14 protein-coding genes are annotated in these 16,000 nt (G+C 66.1%); 4 read left to right on the top strand and 10 right to left on the bottom strand.

Annotation, left to right across the window (positions count from 1 at the left end; genetic code table 11):
* Entirely contained in the window at positions 1-1,239 is a 1,239-nt protein-coding gene (locus tag A5744_RS10010; protein ID WP_076060526.1) for a cytochrome P450, read from the bottom strand.
* A 116-nt stretch (positions 1,240-1,355) separates the two neighbouring features.
* Here A5744_RS10010 and A5744_RS10005 point away from each other — a divergent pair, with 116 nt between their 5' ends.
* A complete protein-coding gene (locus A5744_RS10005) occupies positions 1,356-2,429 on the top strand; it encodes a dihydrodipicolinate synthase (protein ID WP_076060524.1) in 1,074 nt (357 codons plus the stop codon).
* On the opposite strand, the gene A5744_RS10000 is transcribed toward A5744_RS10005, so the two are convergent.
* A complete protein-coding gene (locus tag A5744_RS10000; protein ID WP_076060523.1) occupies positions 2,421-3,566 on the bottom strand; it encodes an ABC transporter substrate-binding protein in 1,146 nt (381 codons plus the stop codon). The genes A5744_RS10005 and A5744_RS10000 overlap by 9 nt on opposite strands.
* 117 nt (positions 3,567-3,683) lie before the next feature.
* Between A5744_RS10000 and A5744_RS09995 the strand changes: the two genes are divergently transcribed.
* The 3 genes from A5744_RS09995 to A5744_RS09985 all read left to right on the top strand — a co-directional run bounded on the left by A5744_RS09995 (position 3,684) and on the right by A5744_RS09985 (position 6,664).
* Positions 3,684-4,316: a TetR/AcrR family transcriptional regulator gene (locus tag A5744_RS09995; RefSeq protein ID WP_076060521.1), complete on the top strand. Its 633-nt coding sequence runs from the start codon at positions 3,684-3,686 to the stop codon at positions 4,314-4,316.
* A 221-nt stretch (positions 4,317-4,537) separates the two neighbouring features.
* Positions 4,538-5,332 (top strand): SDR family oxidoreductase, encoded by a 795-nt coding sequence (locus A5744_RS09990; protein ID WP_076060519.1) that lies wholly within the window; start codon positions 4,538-4,540, stop codon positions 5,330-5,332.
* A 168-nt stretch (positions 5,333-5,500) separates the two neighbouring features.
* Positions 5,501-6,664, top strand: a complete 1,164-nt coding sequence (locus A5744_RS09985; protein ID WP_076060518.1) for an NDMA-dependent alcohol dehydrogenase — start codon at positions 5,501-5,503, stop codon at positions 6,662-6,664.
* A 57-nt stretch (positions 6,665-6,721) separates the two neighbouring features.
* Here A5744_RS09985 and A5744_RS09980 read toward each other — a convergent pair whose 3' ends face one another.
* The 8 genes from A5744_RS09980 to A5744_RS09945 all read right to left on the bottom strand — a co-directional run bounded on the left by A5744_RS09980 (position 6,722) and on the right by A5744_RS09945 (position 15,872).
* A complete protein-coding gene (locus tag A5744_RS09980) occupies positions 6,722-7,537 on the bottom strand; it encodes a CoA ester lyase (RefSeq protein ID WP_076060516.1) in 816 nt (271 codons plus the stop codon).
* Positions 7,534-8,025: a MaoC family dehydratase gene (locus A5744_RS09975; RefSeq protein ID WP_076060514.1), complete on the bottom strand. Its 492-nt coding sequence runs from the start codon at positions 8,023-8,025 to the stop codon at positions 7,534-7,536. The genes A5744_RS09980 and A5744_RS09975 overlap by 4 nt, the downstream gene beginning before the upstream one ends.
* Complete coding sequence (locus A5744_RS09970; protein ID WP_076060512.1) at positions 8,022-9,185, bottom strand: acyl-CoA dehydrogenase family protein; 1,164 nt, start codon at positions 9,183-9,185, stop codon at positions 8,022-8,024. Before A5744_RS09970 ends, A5744_RS09975 begins: the two co-directional genes overlap by 4 nt.
* The gene (locus A5744_RS09965; protein WP_076060511.1) at positions 9,182-11,170 is read right to left on the bottom strand and encodes an acetyl/propionyl/methylcrotonyl-CoA carboxylase subunit alpha; all 1,989 of its coding nucleotides are present in this window, start codon (positions 11,168-11,170) and stop codon (positions 9,182-9,184) included. The genes A5744_RS09970 and A5744_RS09965 overlap by 4 nt, the downstream gene beginning before the upstream one ends.
* A 2-nt stretch (positions 11,171-11,172) precedes the next feature.
* Entirely contained in the window at positions 11,173-12,756 is a 1,584-nt protein-coding gene (locus tag A5744_RS09960) for a carboxyl transferase domain-containing protein (protein ID WP_076060509.1), read from the bottom strand.
* Complete coding sequence (locus A5744_RS09955) at positions 12,753-13,397, bottom strand: CoA transferase subunit B (protein WP_076060507.1); 645 nt, start codon at positions 13,395-13,397, stop codon at positions 12,753-12,755. Before A5744_RS09955 ends, A5744_RS09960 begins: the two co-directional genes overlap by 4 nt.
* The gene (locus tag A5744_RS09950) at positions 13,394-14,140 is read right to left on the bottom strand and encodes a CoA transferase subunit A (protein ID WP_076060505.1); all 747 of its coding nucleotides are present in this window, start codon (positions 14,138-14,140) and stop codon (positions 13,394-13,396) included. The genes A5744_RS09955 and A5744_RS09950 overlap by 4 nt, the downstream gene beginning before the upstream one ends.
* A 94-nt stretch (positions 14,141-14,234) precedes the next feature.
* Positions 14,235-15,872, bottom strand: coding sequence for an AMP-binding protein (locus A5744_RS09945; RefSeq protein ID WP_076060503.1), 1,638 nt, complete (start codon positions 15,870-15,872; stop codon positions 14,235-14,237).
* Between the last annotated feature and the right edge of the window lie 128 nt (positions 15,873-16,000).

Here is a 16,000-nt window from a genome sequence, read left to right as displayed (position 1 = left end):
TCAATCCCATACCACGTCCAGCCGCGGCGGCGAACGGAACATCGTGCCGCTCACATAGGGCGGCGGGGCGTCGGGATCGAGCCGCAGGCCCGGAAGTTGGTCGAGGAGAGCGTTGAAGAACTTGGTGCTCTCCAACCGTGCCAAGTGCATTCCCAGGCATAGGTGCGCTCCGTGACCGAACCCGATGTGCGGCTTGCGTTCCCGGAAGATATTGAAGGACTCGGCGTCCGCCCAGCGCGTCTCGTCATGGTTGGCACTGCCGAGGTTCACCATCATGGTCGATCCTTTGGGGATGTCCAGCCCGAAGAATTCGGTGTCGGTGCTGACCTCCCGGATGAAGTTCAGCAGCGGCGTCTCCCACCGGATGCCCTCCTCGATCGCCTGCGGCAACAGACCGCGGTCGGCGCGCACCGCGTCGAGTTGGTCGGTGTGGGTCAACAGGGCCAGCGCCAGGCTCGCTGTCGATCGCGACGTGGTCTCCGCTCCCGCGGGCAGAAGATTGCGCATGAATCCGTAGATTTGCTCGTCGGACATTTTGACGCCGTCGATCTCGGCCTGCGACAGGATGGTCACCATGTCGTCCTTCGGCGACTTGCGTCGGTCGGCGAGCACACCGACGAAGTACTCCTTCATCTCCGCCGACGCTTTCATGGCGGTCTCCATGTCGGCACGAAAGCCGAGCAGGTCGATCGCCAGCCGGTGAAACTCTCCGATATCTGATTCCGGCAGTCCGAGAAGCGCCGCGATGACCCGCACCGGGATCGGCATGAACACCGCGTCGACCAAGTCGGCACGCTTGTCGTCACGGAACTTCGCGATCGTGCGATCCACCAGTGGTCCCACCAGTTCGGAGTCCCAACGTTTCATCGAGGACTTGGCGAAGGCGAACTCGTGCAACCGGCGATAAGTGGCGTGCTCCGGCTCCTGCATCTCCAGGATGGTCGGTCCCTGTAGCGGGCGCACCATGTCTTCGTATATTCGCGTGCTGAAGGTGAGATTGTCGGTGAAGACGGCTTTGACGGCGTCGAACGAGTACGCCGTGAAGGTCTTCTTGCCCCCGGGCCCGTCCTCAGGGACGCCCATTTCCGGCCAGCCTGGGTGGACGGGCGCCTTGCTGCGCAGTTCGCGCAGCAGCGGATAGGGCGTCGCGTCGCCGTCGGCACCCATTCCGGCGTTGAACTTCTCCTGCGCCTCGCGGATGCGCTGCTCGACGTCCTCAGTAACCACCGGCTCGACCAACTGCCACCTCGCGTACGCTCGATCAACCTACATGCTGTCGGTTGCAAACGTACATCATGTAGGTTGAATGAACCAGAAGACCTGTAAACCGCGAAAGCACAACCTGGAGAATTCGATTGGCTATTCGAGTCGCTCAATGGGCGACGGGCGCGGTTGGTCGCGCGGCGCTGCAGGAGCTCATCGAGAATCCTCATTATCAACTGGTCGGCGTGCTGGTCTACGACCCGGAGAAGGCTGGCCTCGACGCCGGTGCTCTGTGCGGGCTGCCGCCGACGACCGGGGTGATCGCCACGTCGGACAAGGACGAGATCATCGGCCTGGGCGCCGATGTCGTCGTGCACGCGGCCAGCAAGGCCCACGCGATCGAAACGAACGCCGAGGACATCTGCCGCCTGCTCGAGGCGGGCAGCACCGTCATCACCACGACGTCGTACAACCATTTGCCCACCTACGGCGCGGAAACCGAGTCGGCGTTCCTCGCCGCCTGCCGACGGGGCGGGTCACGGTTTCACGCCGCGGGCGAGAACCCCGGTTTCATGTTCGAGCGCCTGGTCGCCACAGTCACGGGGCTGAGCAAGACCATCGACCGGATCGACCTCTATGAAGCCACCGACGTTTCTGCCGTCGACAGCCGGCCGATGCTCGTCGACCTCATGGGCATGGGCAGGCCACCCGAAGACGTCACCGTCGATTCCCCGATCATCAAGAAGCTCGACATGGCCTACCGCCAGGCGCTCAACGCCACAGCCGACGTCCTGGGGATCACCCTGTCGCACATCGACGTGACGGTCGACGCGACCACGCTGCCCCACGACATCGAGGTCCTCGCGGGCACGATCGAGGCGGGAACGGTTGTCGGGCAGCGATTCTCGTGGACCGGCCACTGGTCGGGGCGCCCGCTGCTGGCCATCCACGAGGAGTGGGTGCTCACCCGCGACCTTCCCCAGTGGAATATGGCACCGCTGGCGCCCGGCGAGAAGGCGCCGCTCATCCGCGCGGTCATCAAAGGCCAGCCGAACTTCGAATTGCAGCTCGACGTCGGATCCGATGCTTCGGCGCCGGCGGGCCAGCACGCCATCCCGGGTCACCTGATGATCGCGATGAGCGCGGTTCGCGCCATCCCCTACGTGCTTGCCCAACCGCCCGGCATCGTGACCGCGCCGGTGTTCGGTGCGATCCAACTAGCGTGAGCCGAGTGCGACCGCGCGTGCGATATGGTCGCTGGGCGCCGCATGGAACACGTGTGCAGTGCCGTCAGCCAGCACCCGTCGGGCCACGAGATAGTCCGAACCCATCCAGCCCTGCCGGATGAACCGGCCGAACCGCAAGAACGTCCCCGGGGCGCCGCTGGCCGACGGGACGAGCTTCACCTGCTCCATCCCGTTCTTCACACCCTCTCCGGTGAGCGGGCGCGCCGCGGCGATAGCGCGCACGATCACGGTGGCCGCGTCGTGCGACAAGCCCGGCATCGAATGTCGGGGCCGGCGTCCATATCGGGCCTCGAACCGGTCGAGGAACGCCTGCCCGACGGTATTGCGCTCGTCGTAGCTGTCCAGACCGATCCAGCCGGACAGGTGCCGCATCCACTCCGCGTTGATGTGGGCCATTTCGAAGGCCGTCGTCGTGTACCGCGGCGGATCCCAGCCCCTAGCCAGAAGCGCATCCGTAAAGCCCCACAGACCGTGCCCGAACCCGACGTGCACCAGCGCGTCGGGATCCGACGCGCGCAGCGCTGCCACCGCTTCAGTCTTGTCGGCCTCCACCTGCGGAATCGCCACGGTCGCAACGACATTCAAACCGGCTGCGTCGTAGGCTTTCTGAGCGAAGGCGAGGTACTCCTTGCCGATCAGCGATGACTCGTAGGCAATCGCGATCCGCGACCGGCCGTCGCCGATCATCACCGCGGCCAGCATCACCGGCTCCTCGGCCATCGACCCGTTGTTCAGCGCGAAGCACCACTCGCCGAGCGCACCCTCCGAACCTGAGAGGGTGAGGATCGGAACCCGCGCGGTGGCCTCGACGTGCGAACGCAGGGGCACCACGTTGTCCGACACCCACGGCCCGTAGATCGCGAGACACCCCTCCGCCACGAGCTCGTCGAAGGCCCGCTCGACCGCGAGGTAGGTTCCGTTGGGCAGGCCGACCACGTTGCGGGTGACGAGTTCGATCGGCCGGTCGATGAGCCCGGAGGATACGGCTTCATCCATCACCAGCCGTAGCGCATCGATGCTGTCGTTGTCGGTGTCGCCAGTGGTCGGATAATCGTTGAGCAAGCCAACTTTCAACGGAGCGACCGAACCGTATGCGCGAACCTCGTCGTCTGCCATAGCGGCAACATACCGGATGAAGGTTGTCCCACCGACCACGGATCTCGCCGTGCTCTGAGGAAAAGAACCAGCCTGGCCCACTCAACATTCAATCTGAATGTTGATACGATCGCCGGCATGGCGAAGCGCGGTGGGGCGGACGACGAGCGGAGGGCCCGAGGGGAGCGGACTCGTCTGGACCTCATCGACGCGGGTCGCGAACTCTTCGTGGAATACGGATTCTTCAACACGAGCATCAGCGACATCGTGACCAAGTCGGGCGTCGGGACTCGGGGCGCGTTCTACCACCACTTCAAGGACAAGGCCGAGCTGTTCAGGGCCGTGTTCGAAGACGTCGAGAACGACCTCACGCTTCGGTCCATCGCTGCTCCCCCGCCGGGGGCAGACCCCTGGGAGCGGCTCACGAGGGGTCTGCACGGATTCCTCGAAGCGGCACAGGAGCCCGCAGTGCAGCGGGTGATACTAATCGACGGACCGGTGGTACTGGGCTGGCAAACCCTGCGCAAAATCCAGGAGGGCAACAGCATCGCCCTCATCAACGACGTGGTCCGCGAGGCGATTGCTGAAGGAATCATCGACGACCAGCCCGTCGGGGAGCTCACGCATATGATCGTCGCCGCGCTCGAGGAGGCCTCGCTTCTGGTGGCGCATGCCGCAAACCCCAGCAGGGCGCGCCGGCGGGCCGCCAAAATCCTCGACCGTCTCCTGCTCTCATTTGCCGTCGAGCCCCAAAAAGTCCTGCGGCGGTGATCCTGGTGCAGTGCTTAACGACCATCATCACCGTTTCTGGAAATAATGATTTCCGTACAGCGGAATAGGTGCTCTAACTTTCTGATAACCTCACTCTCAACTCAGTGCGAGGAGACCCATGCAGCCTGAAGACATGATCCTGGTGAGCGTCGACGACCAGTTGGTGGATCCTCCCAAACGCACCGCCGGCGCGACCCTCGGCTCCGTCGGCGCCAAACTCGATGTCTGACAAGGTAGAAAGGCAATTGCGCGTCGCGGTCGTCGGCGCCTCGTCTGGCCTCGGCCGATGCCTCGGCGCCGGGCTTGCCCAGCGGGGTGCGCACGTCGCCCTGCTGGCGCGTCGATACGACAGGTTGGTCGACGCCGCCAAGGAAGCCGGCAACGGTGCGGTGGCCGTCGCCTGCGACGTCACCGTAACCGGCAATTGCCAGCAGGCGATCTCCGAGGTGGTTGGCGCGCTCGGTGGCCTCGACGCCCTGGTGTACACGACCGGCATGGGCGTGCTCGCACCATTGCGTGAAGTGACCCCAGAACAATGGGCGCAGTTGTTCGCCACCAACGTCACCGGCGCGTCGCTCATCACCGCTGCCGCCGCGCCACACCTGGCCGCGGCGGCCGGCTCGGCCGTGTACCTCTCGTCGCTGAGCGCGTCCTACACGACTCCGTGGCCGCTGCTCGGAGCATACGCGGTTACCAAGGGCGCGCTGGACAAACTCGTCGAGGCCTGGCGTATCGAACATCCGGAGATCGGCTTCACCCGTCTGGCCGTGGGCGACAGCCTCGGCGGCACCGGCGACGCGCAGACCGAGTTCAACAAGAGCTGGGATCCCGACGTTCTCGAGTCAGCCATCAAGTTCTGGATGGAGAACAAATACATGCAGGGCGGTCTAGTTGACGCCGAGCATCTGACCGAAGTCGTCAACGCCGTCATCCGGTGCGGCAATAGCAGTTTCATTCCCTCCCTGACCCTGGCCCCGCGTGCCTCCGACGCGGTGAAGGAACTCCGGCAATGGTGAATGACGAATCGCGAATCCGTCATCGGGTCCCCAAGCATCTTTCCGGGGGCCATGAGAAGCGGTCCGGTGGCGGCCGGTAGTGCGGCATGACGGGCCTCGAAATCTTCACCGACACACAGACCGTCGGCCGGCAGGCCTCCTGACCCGGCCCCGAGCGAAAGGGACACGATGAAGTCCAAAGCAGCGGTGTTGCACGGTGTCGGTATGGACTGGGAAGTCACCGAAGTGGAACTCGATCCCCCGCACGCAGGCGAAGTTCTGGTCAAGATGGCCTACGCAGGAATCTGTCATTCCGACGAGCACTTCTACACCGGCGACAGCGTGCCGACCGCAGAGATGGAAGAGATGATGCGCGCGGCCGGTCGTCCGGTGCCCGAATGGTTCCCCATGCTTGGCGGCCACGAGGGTTCCGGCGTCGTCGAAGCGGTCGGACCCGATGTGAAGACGCTCAAACCCGGCGACCACGTGGCCGTCTCGTTCCTGCCCGCGTGCGGCAACTGCAGATGGTGCGCTACTGGCCATAGCTACTTGTGCGATGTGGGCGCCGACATCTACAGCAAGGCGATGACCACCGACGGCACAACGCGTCGCCACCTCGGAGACGAGGACCTCATGGCGATGATGCAGGTCGGCACTTTCTCCGAGTACGTGGTGGCGTCCGAGCGCTCATTGGTCAAAGTCCATGACTGGATCCCCCTGGAGGCCGCCTCCCTAGTGTCATGCGGTGTGACAACGGGATTCGGTTCCGGCTCGGTCGCAGCAGGCACCGAACCGGGCGACACCGTCGTGGTCGTCGGTGTCGGCGGAATCGGTATGAATGCCGTGCAGGGTGCGAAGGTCGCAGGTGCAAAGCACATTATCGCGGTGGACCCAAGCGAATTCAAACGTGACGCCGCACCGACGTTCGGCGCCACGCACACCGCGGTTGACACCGCCGCCGCACTGGAACTGGTCAAGGAGATCACGTGGGGTGTCATGGCCGACCGGGTCGTTCTCACTCCCGGCGTCGTACCCGTGGACATGGTGTTGATGGCGATGATGTTGTTGCGCAAGGGCGGAACCTGTGTGCTGACCGGAATGGCGAAAGTCACCGACATGATGGTGCCGATGATCCTCGGCGATATGGTCAATTCCTGCAAGACCTTCAAAGGCGTGCTCTACGGCGAGATGAATCCGCGGGAGGCCGTGCCGAAGCTGCTGTCTATGTACGAGGCAGGGCTTATCAAACTCGATGAGCTGGTCACTCAGAAGTACAAGCTCGACGACATCAACGAAGCCATGAAAGACCTTCGCGCGGGCAAAAACATCCGCGGTGTCATCGCATTCGAGTGATCGGATGGGCTGCGCTGCGGCTAGGGCGAATCGGCGAAGTTAGGTGCGTGTGAATTCTCAGGCGAGCTCGCCGGCTCGCCGCAGCATCATTTCCGCGTGCTTGAGCACCGGCGAGTCGACCATCTGGCCTTCGAACGCGAACACCCCGCGCTCGGTTCGCGCGGCCGCCAAAACCCTTCGCGCCCAGTCCAGCTTCTCCTCGCTGGGGCGATACGCCTCCCGCACCACCGGGATCTGGGTCGGATGGATGCAGACGGTTCCTCCGAAGCCCACCGCGACGGCATCGTCCGCCTCGGCCCGCAGGCCTTCGATGTCGCCGATGTCCAAATGCACGGCGTCGAGCGCGATCCGGCCGAACGCGGACGCCGCGAGCAGGATCGTCGACCGAACCTGGCGGGCGACGTCCCGATAGGTGCCGTCGGGCCGACGGCTGGAGCTGCCGCCCAGCGTGGCGACGAGGTCCTCGGCCCCCCACATCATCGCCACGGTGCCCTCGGCCGCGGCGATTTCGGCGGCGAACACCGCGCCTCGCGGAGTTTCCACGAGAGCGACGACCTCACGCGGCGCGAGCGCGGTCACCTGCGCGGCCGATTCGGTCTTGGACAGCATCACGGCCGTGTAAGCGGTCCCGGCCAGGGCATCGAGATCGCGGGCATGCTCGTCGGTGCCCGCGGCGTTGATGCGCACCACGGTGCGCTCGGGGTCCAGCGGGGTCTCGCGCAGGGCCTTGCGGGCCGCGGGCTTGTCGCCCTCGGCGACGCCGTCCTCGAGGTCGAGGATCACCACGTCGGCGGCGGCCGCGGCCTTCGCGAAACGCTCGGGCCGGTCGGCCGGGCAGAACAGCCACGCCGGGCCGGCGGCGCGCAGGTTCATTGCATCTCCTCGGCGGGCCGTTTCTGTACGAGCGTGGTGCGCACCGCTCGCGCGACGACATCGCCGTCCTGGTTGCGCCCGGTGTGCTCGAGGGTGACGATGCCTTCGCGGGGCCGGCTCTTCGATTCGCGCTTGCCGGTGCACACGGTCTCGGCGTAGAGGGTGTCGCCGTGGAAGACGGGCTTAGGGAACGACACCTCGGAGAAGCCGAGGTTGGCCACGATGGTGCCCAGCGTCAGCTGCGCAACCGACAGCCCGACCAGCGTCGAGAGGGTGAACATCGAGTTCACCAGGCGCTCACCGCGAAAGCCGGGCTGCTCGGCCGCCCAGGCCGCGTCGAGATGCAGGGATTGGGTGTTCATGGTCAGCGTGGTGAACAACACGTTGTCGGCCTCGGTGACGGTGCGGCCGGGCCGATGCAGGTATGTCGTGCCGATCTCGAATTCCTCGAACCACAAGCCCCGCTGGACAATCGACTTTTCCGTCATGAAAGCCCCAGGGATCGCGCGATGAGCATCAGCTGCACCTCGGTGGTGCCCTCCCCGATTTCGAGCACCTTGCTGTCGCGGTAGTGACGCGCCACCGGATACTCGTTCATGAAACCGTAGCCGCCGTGAATCTGGGTGGCGTCGCGCGCGTTGTCCATGGCCGCCTCCGAGGAGATCATCTTCGCGATCGCGGCCTCCTTCTTGAATGGCTTGCCCGCCAACATCTTTGCAGCCGCCTCGTAGTATGCTGTGCGCGCGACATGTGCCCGGGCTTCCATCCGCGCAATCTTGAAGCTGATCGCCTGGTAGGAGCCGATCGGTTGGCCGAACGACTGGCGTTCCTTGGCGTACTTGACGCTCTCGTCCACGCAGCCCTGCGCGGCCCCGGTGGCCAGCGCGGCGATCGCGATCCGCCCCTCGTCCAGGATGGACAGGAAGTTGGCGTAGCCGGTCCCGCGGGCGCCCAGCAGGTTCTCCTCCGGGACGCGCGCGTCGGCGAACGTCAGCCCATGGGTGTCCGACGCGTTCCAGCCGACCTTGTTGTAGACCGGCTCGACGGTGAATCCCGGTGTGCCGTTGGGCACGATGATCGTCGAAATTTCTTTTTTGTTCTCGGCGATGGTTCCGGTGACGGCGGTGACGGTGACCAGCGAGGTGATGTCGGTGCCCGAGTTGGTGATGAATTGCTTGCTGCCGTTGATCACCCACTCCCCGTTCTCGAGCCGGGCTGTGGTGCGCGTGCCGCCGGCGTCGCTCCCCGCGCCCGGCTCGGTGAGCCCGAAAGCGGCTAGCGCCCGCCCGGCCGTCAGGTCCGGCAGCCATTTTTGCTTCTGCTCCTCGGTGCCGAACCGGTAGATCGGCATCGCGCCGAGACCTACCCCGGCTTCCAGCGTGATCGCCACGGATTGGTCGACCTTGCCGAGCTCCTCGAGGGCCAGTGCCAGGGCGAAGTAGTCGCCGCCCATGCCGCCGTATTCCTCCGGGAACGGCAGCCCGAACAACCCCATTTCGCCCATCTTCGCGACGACCTCGTACGGGAAGCTGTGTTCCTCATCGTGTTTGGCCGACACCGGCGCAACGACGGTGCGCGCGAAGTCGGCAACGGTGTCGCGGAGATCCTCGTATTCCTTGGGCAAAGTCCCCGCGGTGATTGTGGTCATGCCTCGTCCTTACTCTCTTCGTCCGGAATCAGCCGGGCCAAAATCTGGTCCACTGACACCTGGTCGCCCACCGAAACCAGCACCTCGGCTCGTCCCGAAACCGGCGCGCTCAGCGAATGCTCCATCTTCATCGCCTCGACGACCACGACGACGTCGCCTTCGGAGACCTCGGCACCGGAATCCACCTGAACGGCGATCACATTGCCCGGCATCGGGCTGACAATCTCCGCCTGTAGCGCGCCGGCCGCACGATGGATCTTTTGCTCCTCGGCCTCCCGCAGGTGCCACGTTCCGCGCTCGTCGGCGATCCACAGGTGCCGGTCGGCCTCGGCCCACCGGTAATCGCGGCGCAGGCCATCCAGCGTCACGCTCAGCCGCGATCGCTCGACTTGCACACTCGCGGACGACTTCTCACCGTCACCGACCTGGACCGTCGCGGCCTCGGGCGGCCCCCAAACCGATACCGTCTCGGTGCGCAGCGGGGTGCGCATCGCGGTGCGCACCGGCGCGGCATTGCCGCCGACGCGCCATCCCGTCGGCGCCGCCCACAGGTCGCCGTTGGCGCGACGGGCCAACGCCCACTGCCGGAACAGGCCGCCCGCGGCGAGCACGTCGTCGGGGGCGGGCAGCGGCGCGAAGTCGACGAGCCGCTCGTCTAGCAGCGCGGTGTCCAGGTCGCCGGCGCGCACCCGCTCGCCGGCGAGCAGAAAGCGAAGGAACTCGACGTTGGTTTGCACGCCCAGGACGGCGGTCTGCGCCAGCGCCCGGTCGAGCCGTGCCAGGGCCTCGTCGCGGTCGGCGCCGAAGGCGATCACCTTGCTCAGCATCGGGTCGTAATCGCTGCCCACCATCGTCCCCGCCAACAACGACGAGTCCACCCGCACCCCCGCGCCCGCGGGTTCGAAGACCTGCAACACCCGCCCGCCGGTGGGCAGAAATCCGCGTCCCGGATCTTCCGCGTACACCCGGGCCTCGATCGCGTGTCCGCGCAGCTCGATGTCGTCCTGCGCGAACGCCAGCTTCTCGCCGGCCGCGACCCGCAACTGCCATTCGACCAGATCCAGCCCGGTGACCTCCTCGGTGACCGGATGTTCAACCTGCAGACGGGTATTCATCTCCATGAAGAAGAATTCGTCCGGCCGGTCCGCGGACACGATGAACTCCACCGTGCCCGCGCCGACGTAATCCACGCTGCGCGCGGTGTTGCAGGCCGCCGCGCCGATCCGCGCCCGGGTCTCGGGATCAAGCAAGGGCGAGGGCGCTTCCTCGATGACCTTCTGGTGACGCCGCTGCAGGCTGCACTCGCGCTCGCCGAGGTGGATCACGTTGCCGTGCGCATCGGCGAGCACCTGCACCTCGATGTGCCTGGGCCGCAACACGAATCGTTCCAGGAACAACGTGTCGTCGCCGAACGAGGAGGCGGCCTCCCGGCGCGCGCTCTGCAGCGCCTCGCGCAGCCGGGCCGGGTCGTCGACCAATCTCATGCCCTTGCCGCCGCCGCCGGCCGACGGCTTGATCAACACCGGATAGCCGACCTCGTCGGCCGCCGCGATGAGTTCGTCGTCGGTCAGGCCCGGCCGGGCCACCCCGGGCACCACGGGAACGTCGAAGGCCGCGACCGCATTCTTGGCGGTGATCTTGTCGCCCATCACCTGGATCGCACGCGCCGGCGGACCCAGGAACACCACCCCGGCGCGTTCGCACGCCGCCGCGAAATCGGCGTTCTCGGAAAGGAACCCGTAGCCCGGGTGGATCGCCTGCGATCCGGTGCGCGCCGCCGCGTCCAGCACACGGGAGATGTCGAGGTAGCTCTCGCGCGCGGCGGCGGGCCCCAGCCGCACCGCCTCGTCGGCCTCCAGCACGTGCCGTGCGGCGGCGTCGGGATCGCTGTAGACGGCGACCGACCGGATGCCGAGCCGGCGCAGGGTGCGGATCACCCGCACCGCGATCTCGCCACGGTTGGCCACCAACACGGTCTCGAACATCGTCACATCCGGAAGACGCCGTAGGAGACCGGTTCCAGCGGCGCATGCGCGCACACCGAAAGGGCAAGCCCGACAAATGTTCTGGTGTCGGCCGGATCGATGATCCCGTCGTCCCAGAGGCGAGCGGTGGAGTAGTACGGGTTGCCCTGGTCCTCGTACTGCTCGCGGATCGGTGCCTTGAATCCTTCCTCGTCGTCGGGTGACCACGGTTTGCCCGCCGCGGCGAGTTGTTCGCCGCGCACGGTGGCCAGCACGGACGCGGCCTGCTCGCCGCCCATCACCGAGATCCGCGCGTTGGGCCACATCCACAGGAAGCGCGGTGAGTAGGCGCGGCCGCACATCGAATAGTTGCCCGCGCCATAGGATCCGCCGATCACAACGGTCAGCTTGGGCACCCGTGCGCACGCCACAGCGGTGACCATTTTGGCGCCGTGCTTGGCGATGCCCCCGGCCTCGTAGTCGCGGCCGACCATGAACCCGGCGATGTTCTGCAGGAACAGCAGCGGAATCTTGCGCTTGTCGCACAGTTCGATGAAATGCGCGCCCTTCAAAGCGGATTCGCTGAATAGCACGCCGTTGTTGGCGACGATGCCGACGGGATGGCCGTGGATGCGCGCGAAGGCGGTCACCAGGGTCTTGCCGTAGTTGGCCTTGAATTCGCTGAATTCGCTGCCGTCGACCAGCCGCACGATGACCTCGTGCACGTCGTAGGGCACCCGCGGATCCGGCGGCACGACGTCGTAGAGCTCGGACTGGGGATGCGTGGGCTCGACGGAGGGTTGCACCTCCCATTGGCTGGGCTGACGCGGCGCGAAGGTGGCCGCGATCGCGCGGACGATCCGCAGCGCGTGTTCGTCGTCGTCCGCGAGGTGGTCGGTGACCCCGGATACCCGTGAATGCAGGTCACCGCCGCCGAGCTCTTCGGCCGAGACGATCTCGCCGGTGGCCGCCTTGACCAGGGGTGGGCCGCCGAGAAAGATCGTGCCCTGTTCGCGGACGATGACGGCCTCGTCGCTCATCGCCGGCACGTAGGCGCCGCCCGCCGTGCACGAGCCGAGTACCGCGGCCACCTGCGGAATCTCCTTGGCGCTCATGGTGGCCTGGTTGTAGAAGATCCTTCCGAAATGCTCCCGGTCGGGAAACACCTCGTCCTGGCGCGGCAGGAAGGCGCCGCCGGAGTCGACCAGATACATGCAGGGTAGCCGGTTCTGCAGCGCGACTTCCTGTGCGCGCAGGTGCTTTTTGACCGTGATCGGGTAATAGGTGCCGCCCTTGACCGTGGCGTCGTTGGCCACGATCACGCACTCGCGACCCGACACCCGGCCGATCCCGGTGATGATCCCGGCGCCGGGCGACTCGTCGTCGTACATGCCGCCCGCCGCCAGCGGGGACAACTCCAAAAACGGGCTGCCCGGGTCGAGCAGTCGGTCCACCCGTTCGCGGGGCAGCAGCTTGCCGCGGCTGACGTGACGCTCCCGCGCACGTTCGTTGCCCCCGAGGGCCGCGGCGGCAAGCTTCGAATTCAGCTCCGCGACCAGCCTGCGGTGCTCATCGGCGAAAGACGGCGCAGCAGTCAGGGAGGTCACTGTGCGGCCGCTCGAATCGTAAGGGGCGGTTGGGTCTTGGCGATGACTTCCTCGACCGAGACGTCGGGGGCGGTCTCGATCAGGTGCAGTCCGTCGTCGCAGATGTCGATGACCGCGAGCTCGGTGACGATGCGATTCACGCAGGCGACCCCGGTCAGCGGCAGCGTGCAGCGCTCGAGGATCTTGGGGCTGCCGTCCTTGGCGGCGTGCTCCATCATCACGATCACCTTGCGGGCGCCGTGCACCAGGTCCATCGCGCCGCCCATGCCCTTGATCATCTTTCCCGGGATCGTCCAGTTGGCCAGATCCCCGGTGGCCGAGACCTGCATGGCGCCCAGCACCGCGACGTCGAGGTGCCCGCCGCGGATGATCCCGAATGACGTTGAGGAGCAGAAGAACGCCGCGCCGGGAAGCGTGGTGACCGTTTCCTTGCCGGCGTTGATCAGGTCGGGGTCGAGCTGCTCGCGCTTGGGGTATGGCCCGACGCCCAGGATCCCGTTCTCCGAGTGCAGGATCACGTGCACGCCCTCGGGAATGTGGTTGGGGATCAAGGTGGGCATCCCGATGCCCAGGTTGACGTATTGGCCGTCTTCGAACTCCGCGGCGATGCGGGCGGCCATGTCGTCTCTGCTCCACGTCATTCGCGCACCGTCTCTTTCTCGATCAGCTTGGTGGGATTGGGTACGTGCACCACCCGCTGCACGAACACCCCCGGGGTATGGACCGTGGCGGGGTCGATCTCTCCGGGCTCGACGAGGTGTTCGACCTGGGCGATGGTGATCCGTCCGGCCGCCGCGCAGTCGGCGTTGAAGTTGGCCGCCGCTTCGCGGTAGACCAGGTTGCCGTGGCGATCCCCCTTCCAGGCGTGCACCAGGGCGAAATCGGTGCGGATCGAGCGCTCGAGAACGTAGGTGACGCCGTCGAACTCGCGGGTCTCCTTGGCCGGCGACACCACTGCCACCTCCCCGGAGGCGTCGTAGCGCCAGGGCAACCCGCCGTCGGCTATTTGAGTGCCGACCCCGGCCGGCGTGTAGAACGCCGGAATTCCCATGCCGCCCGCGCGCAGCCGCTCGGCGAGCGTGCCCTGGGGGTTGAGTTCCACTTCGAGCTCGCCGGAGAGGAATTGGCGGGCGAACTCCTTGTTTTCGCCCACATAGGACCCGGTGGTCCGGCGAATCCGCTTGTGCTGCAACAGCAACCCGAGCCCGGCGCCGTCGATGCCGCAATTGTTCGACACCGTCTCGAGATCGGTGACACCGCTGTCGACCAGCGCAACGATCAGCGCTTCGGGGATGCCGCAGACCCCGAATCCTCCCACCGCCAACGACGACCCGTCGGCGATGTCCGCCACTGCCTCGGCAGCGGTCGCGAACACTTTGTCCATTGCCGCATTGCCTCCTCGCCGCGCCAGCCGATTTCAGTTAATTTTCATTAACTGGGTGAGAATACCATTACCGGCACCGTCGCGTCCAGGGAGGTCAGGCCTGGTCGCGGAGGTGCTCGACGGCTCGCTGCCGCAGCTCGATTTTGCGGACCTTGCCGGTGACCGTCATCGGGAACTCGTCGACGATCCACAGATACCGCGGGATCTTGAACCCGGCGATTCGGCCGGTGCAGAACTCCCGCAGGCACGCGACGGTGAGCCGCGGCGCGCCGTCGCGCAGCATGACCACGGCCATGAGCTCCTCCCCGTACTTTTCATCCGGCACCCCGATGACGTGGCAGTCGACGATGTCGGGATGGGTGTGCAGGAATTCCTCGATCTCGTGCGGCGAGATGTTCTCCCCACCGCGAACGACGATGTCCTTGATCCGGCCCGTGATCCGGACGTAGCCGTCCGCGTCCATGGCGGCCAGATCGCCGGTGTGCATCCAGCCGTCGGCGTCGATGACCTCCGCGGTCCGCTCGGGGTCGCGCCAATAGCCGGCCATCACCGAGTAGCCCCGGGTGCAGAACTCGCCGGCGACGCCGCGGGGCACGGTCGCACCGTTGGCGGGGTCCACCACCTTGACTTCCAGATGCGGGCCCACCCGGCCGACGGTGCCGACGCGCCGTTCCAGCGAATCGCCGGTGCGCGTCTGGCAAGAGACGGGCGATGTTTCGGTCATGCCGTAGCAGATCGAGATGCCCGGCATGTGCATGTGCTCGATCACCTCGCGCATCACCTCGACCGGGCAGGGCGAGCCCGCCATGATCCCGGTGCGCAGGCTGCGCAGCTCGTAGTCGGCGAATTCCGGCAAGCCGAGCTCGGCGATGAACATCGTCGGCACGCCGTAGAGGCTGGTGCACCGCTCCGCTTGTACCGCCCACAAGGTGGCGGCCGGTTCAAAGCCGGGCCCTGGAATCACCATGCACGCACCATGACTGGTTGCCGCCAGATTGCCCATGACCATGCCGAAGCAGTGATAGAGGGGCGTCGGGATGCAGATACGATCCGCGGCGGTGTACTCGAGCAGCTCACCCACCAGGTAGCCGTTGTTGAGGATGTTGCGGTGGGTCAGTGTGGCGGCCTTCGGGTATCCCGTTGTGCCGGAAGTGTATTGGATGTTGATCGGATCGTTTCGGTCCAGCCCCGCCGCGATCTCGTTCAGCGTGTCCGTGTCGGCGTCGGTCTCGGCGAGTTCGTTCCAGCGGTCGCTGTCCAGCAACACCACGTCGCTAAGGCGGGGGCAACGCGGCGCCACGTCGGCCAGCATCGCGGCGTAGTCGCCGGTCTTGAAGCCCCTAGCGGCGATCACCATCGCGATCTCGGATTGCCTTAGCGCATACTCCAATTCGCTGGCGCGGTAGGCGGGATTGATGGTCACCAGTATCGCGCCGATCTCGGCGGTCGCGTACTGGACGAGCACCCACTCCCACCGGTTCGGCGCCCAGATGCCGACGCGATCGCCCACACCGATCCCCGCCCGCACCAACCCCGTGGCCAAACGCCGCACGGACACCAGGAATTCGGCGTAAGTCCAGCGACGTTCGGCCCGGACGTCGACGAGTGCGTCAGTGTGGGCGTGCCGAGCGGCCGTGGCGGCGAGGTTGGCGCCGATGGTCGTCTCGAGCAGCGGAGGCTCGCTCGGACCGCGCTCGTAGGACAGCAGGTCTGCGGCTCCGGTTGCTGCCACGGTTCCTCCGGCTCGGTCGTGCTATCAACCTAGACCGTCGCCCACACCGACGACCATGCCGCAATCTGAGTTAATAACCGATAACTCGTGCTATGTTAGCCGCAATTAACCGAGTGGACGGAGGCCCG

It is taken from the genome of Mycobacterium sp. IS-1264 (assembly GCF_001954195.1).
Taxonomy (GTDB): Bacteria; Actinomycetota; Actinomycetes; order Mycobacteriales; family Mycobacteriaceae; genus Mycobacterium.
The sequence above is the reverse complement of the archived record's forward strand: the minus strand, read 5'-3'. Positions and strand labels throughout refer to the sequence as shown.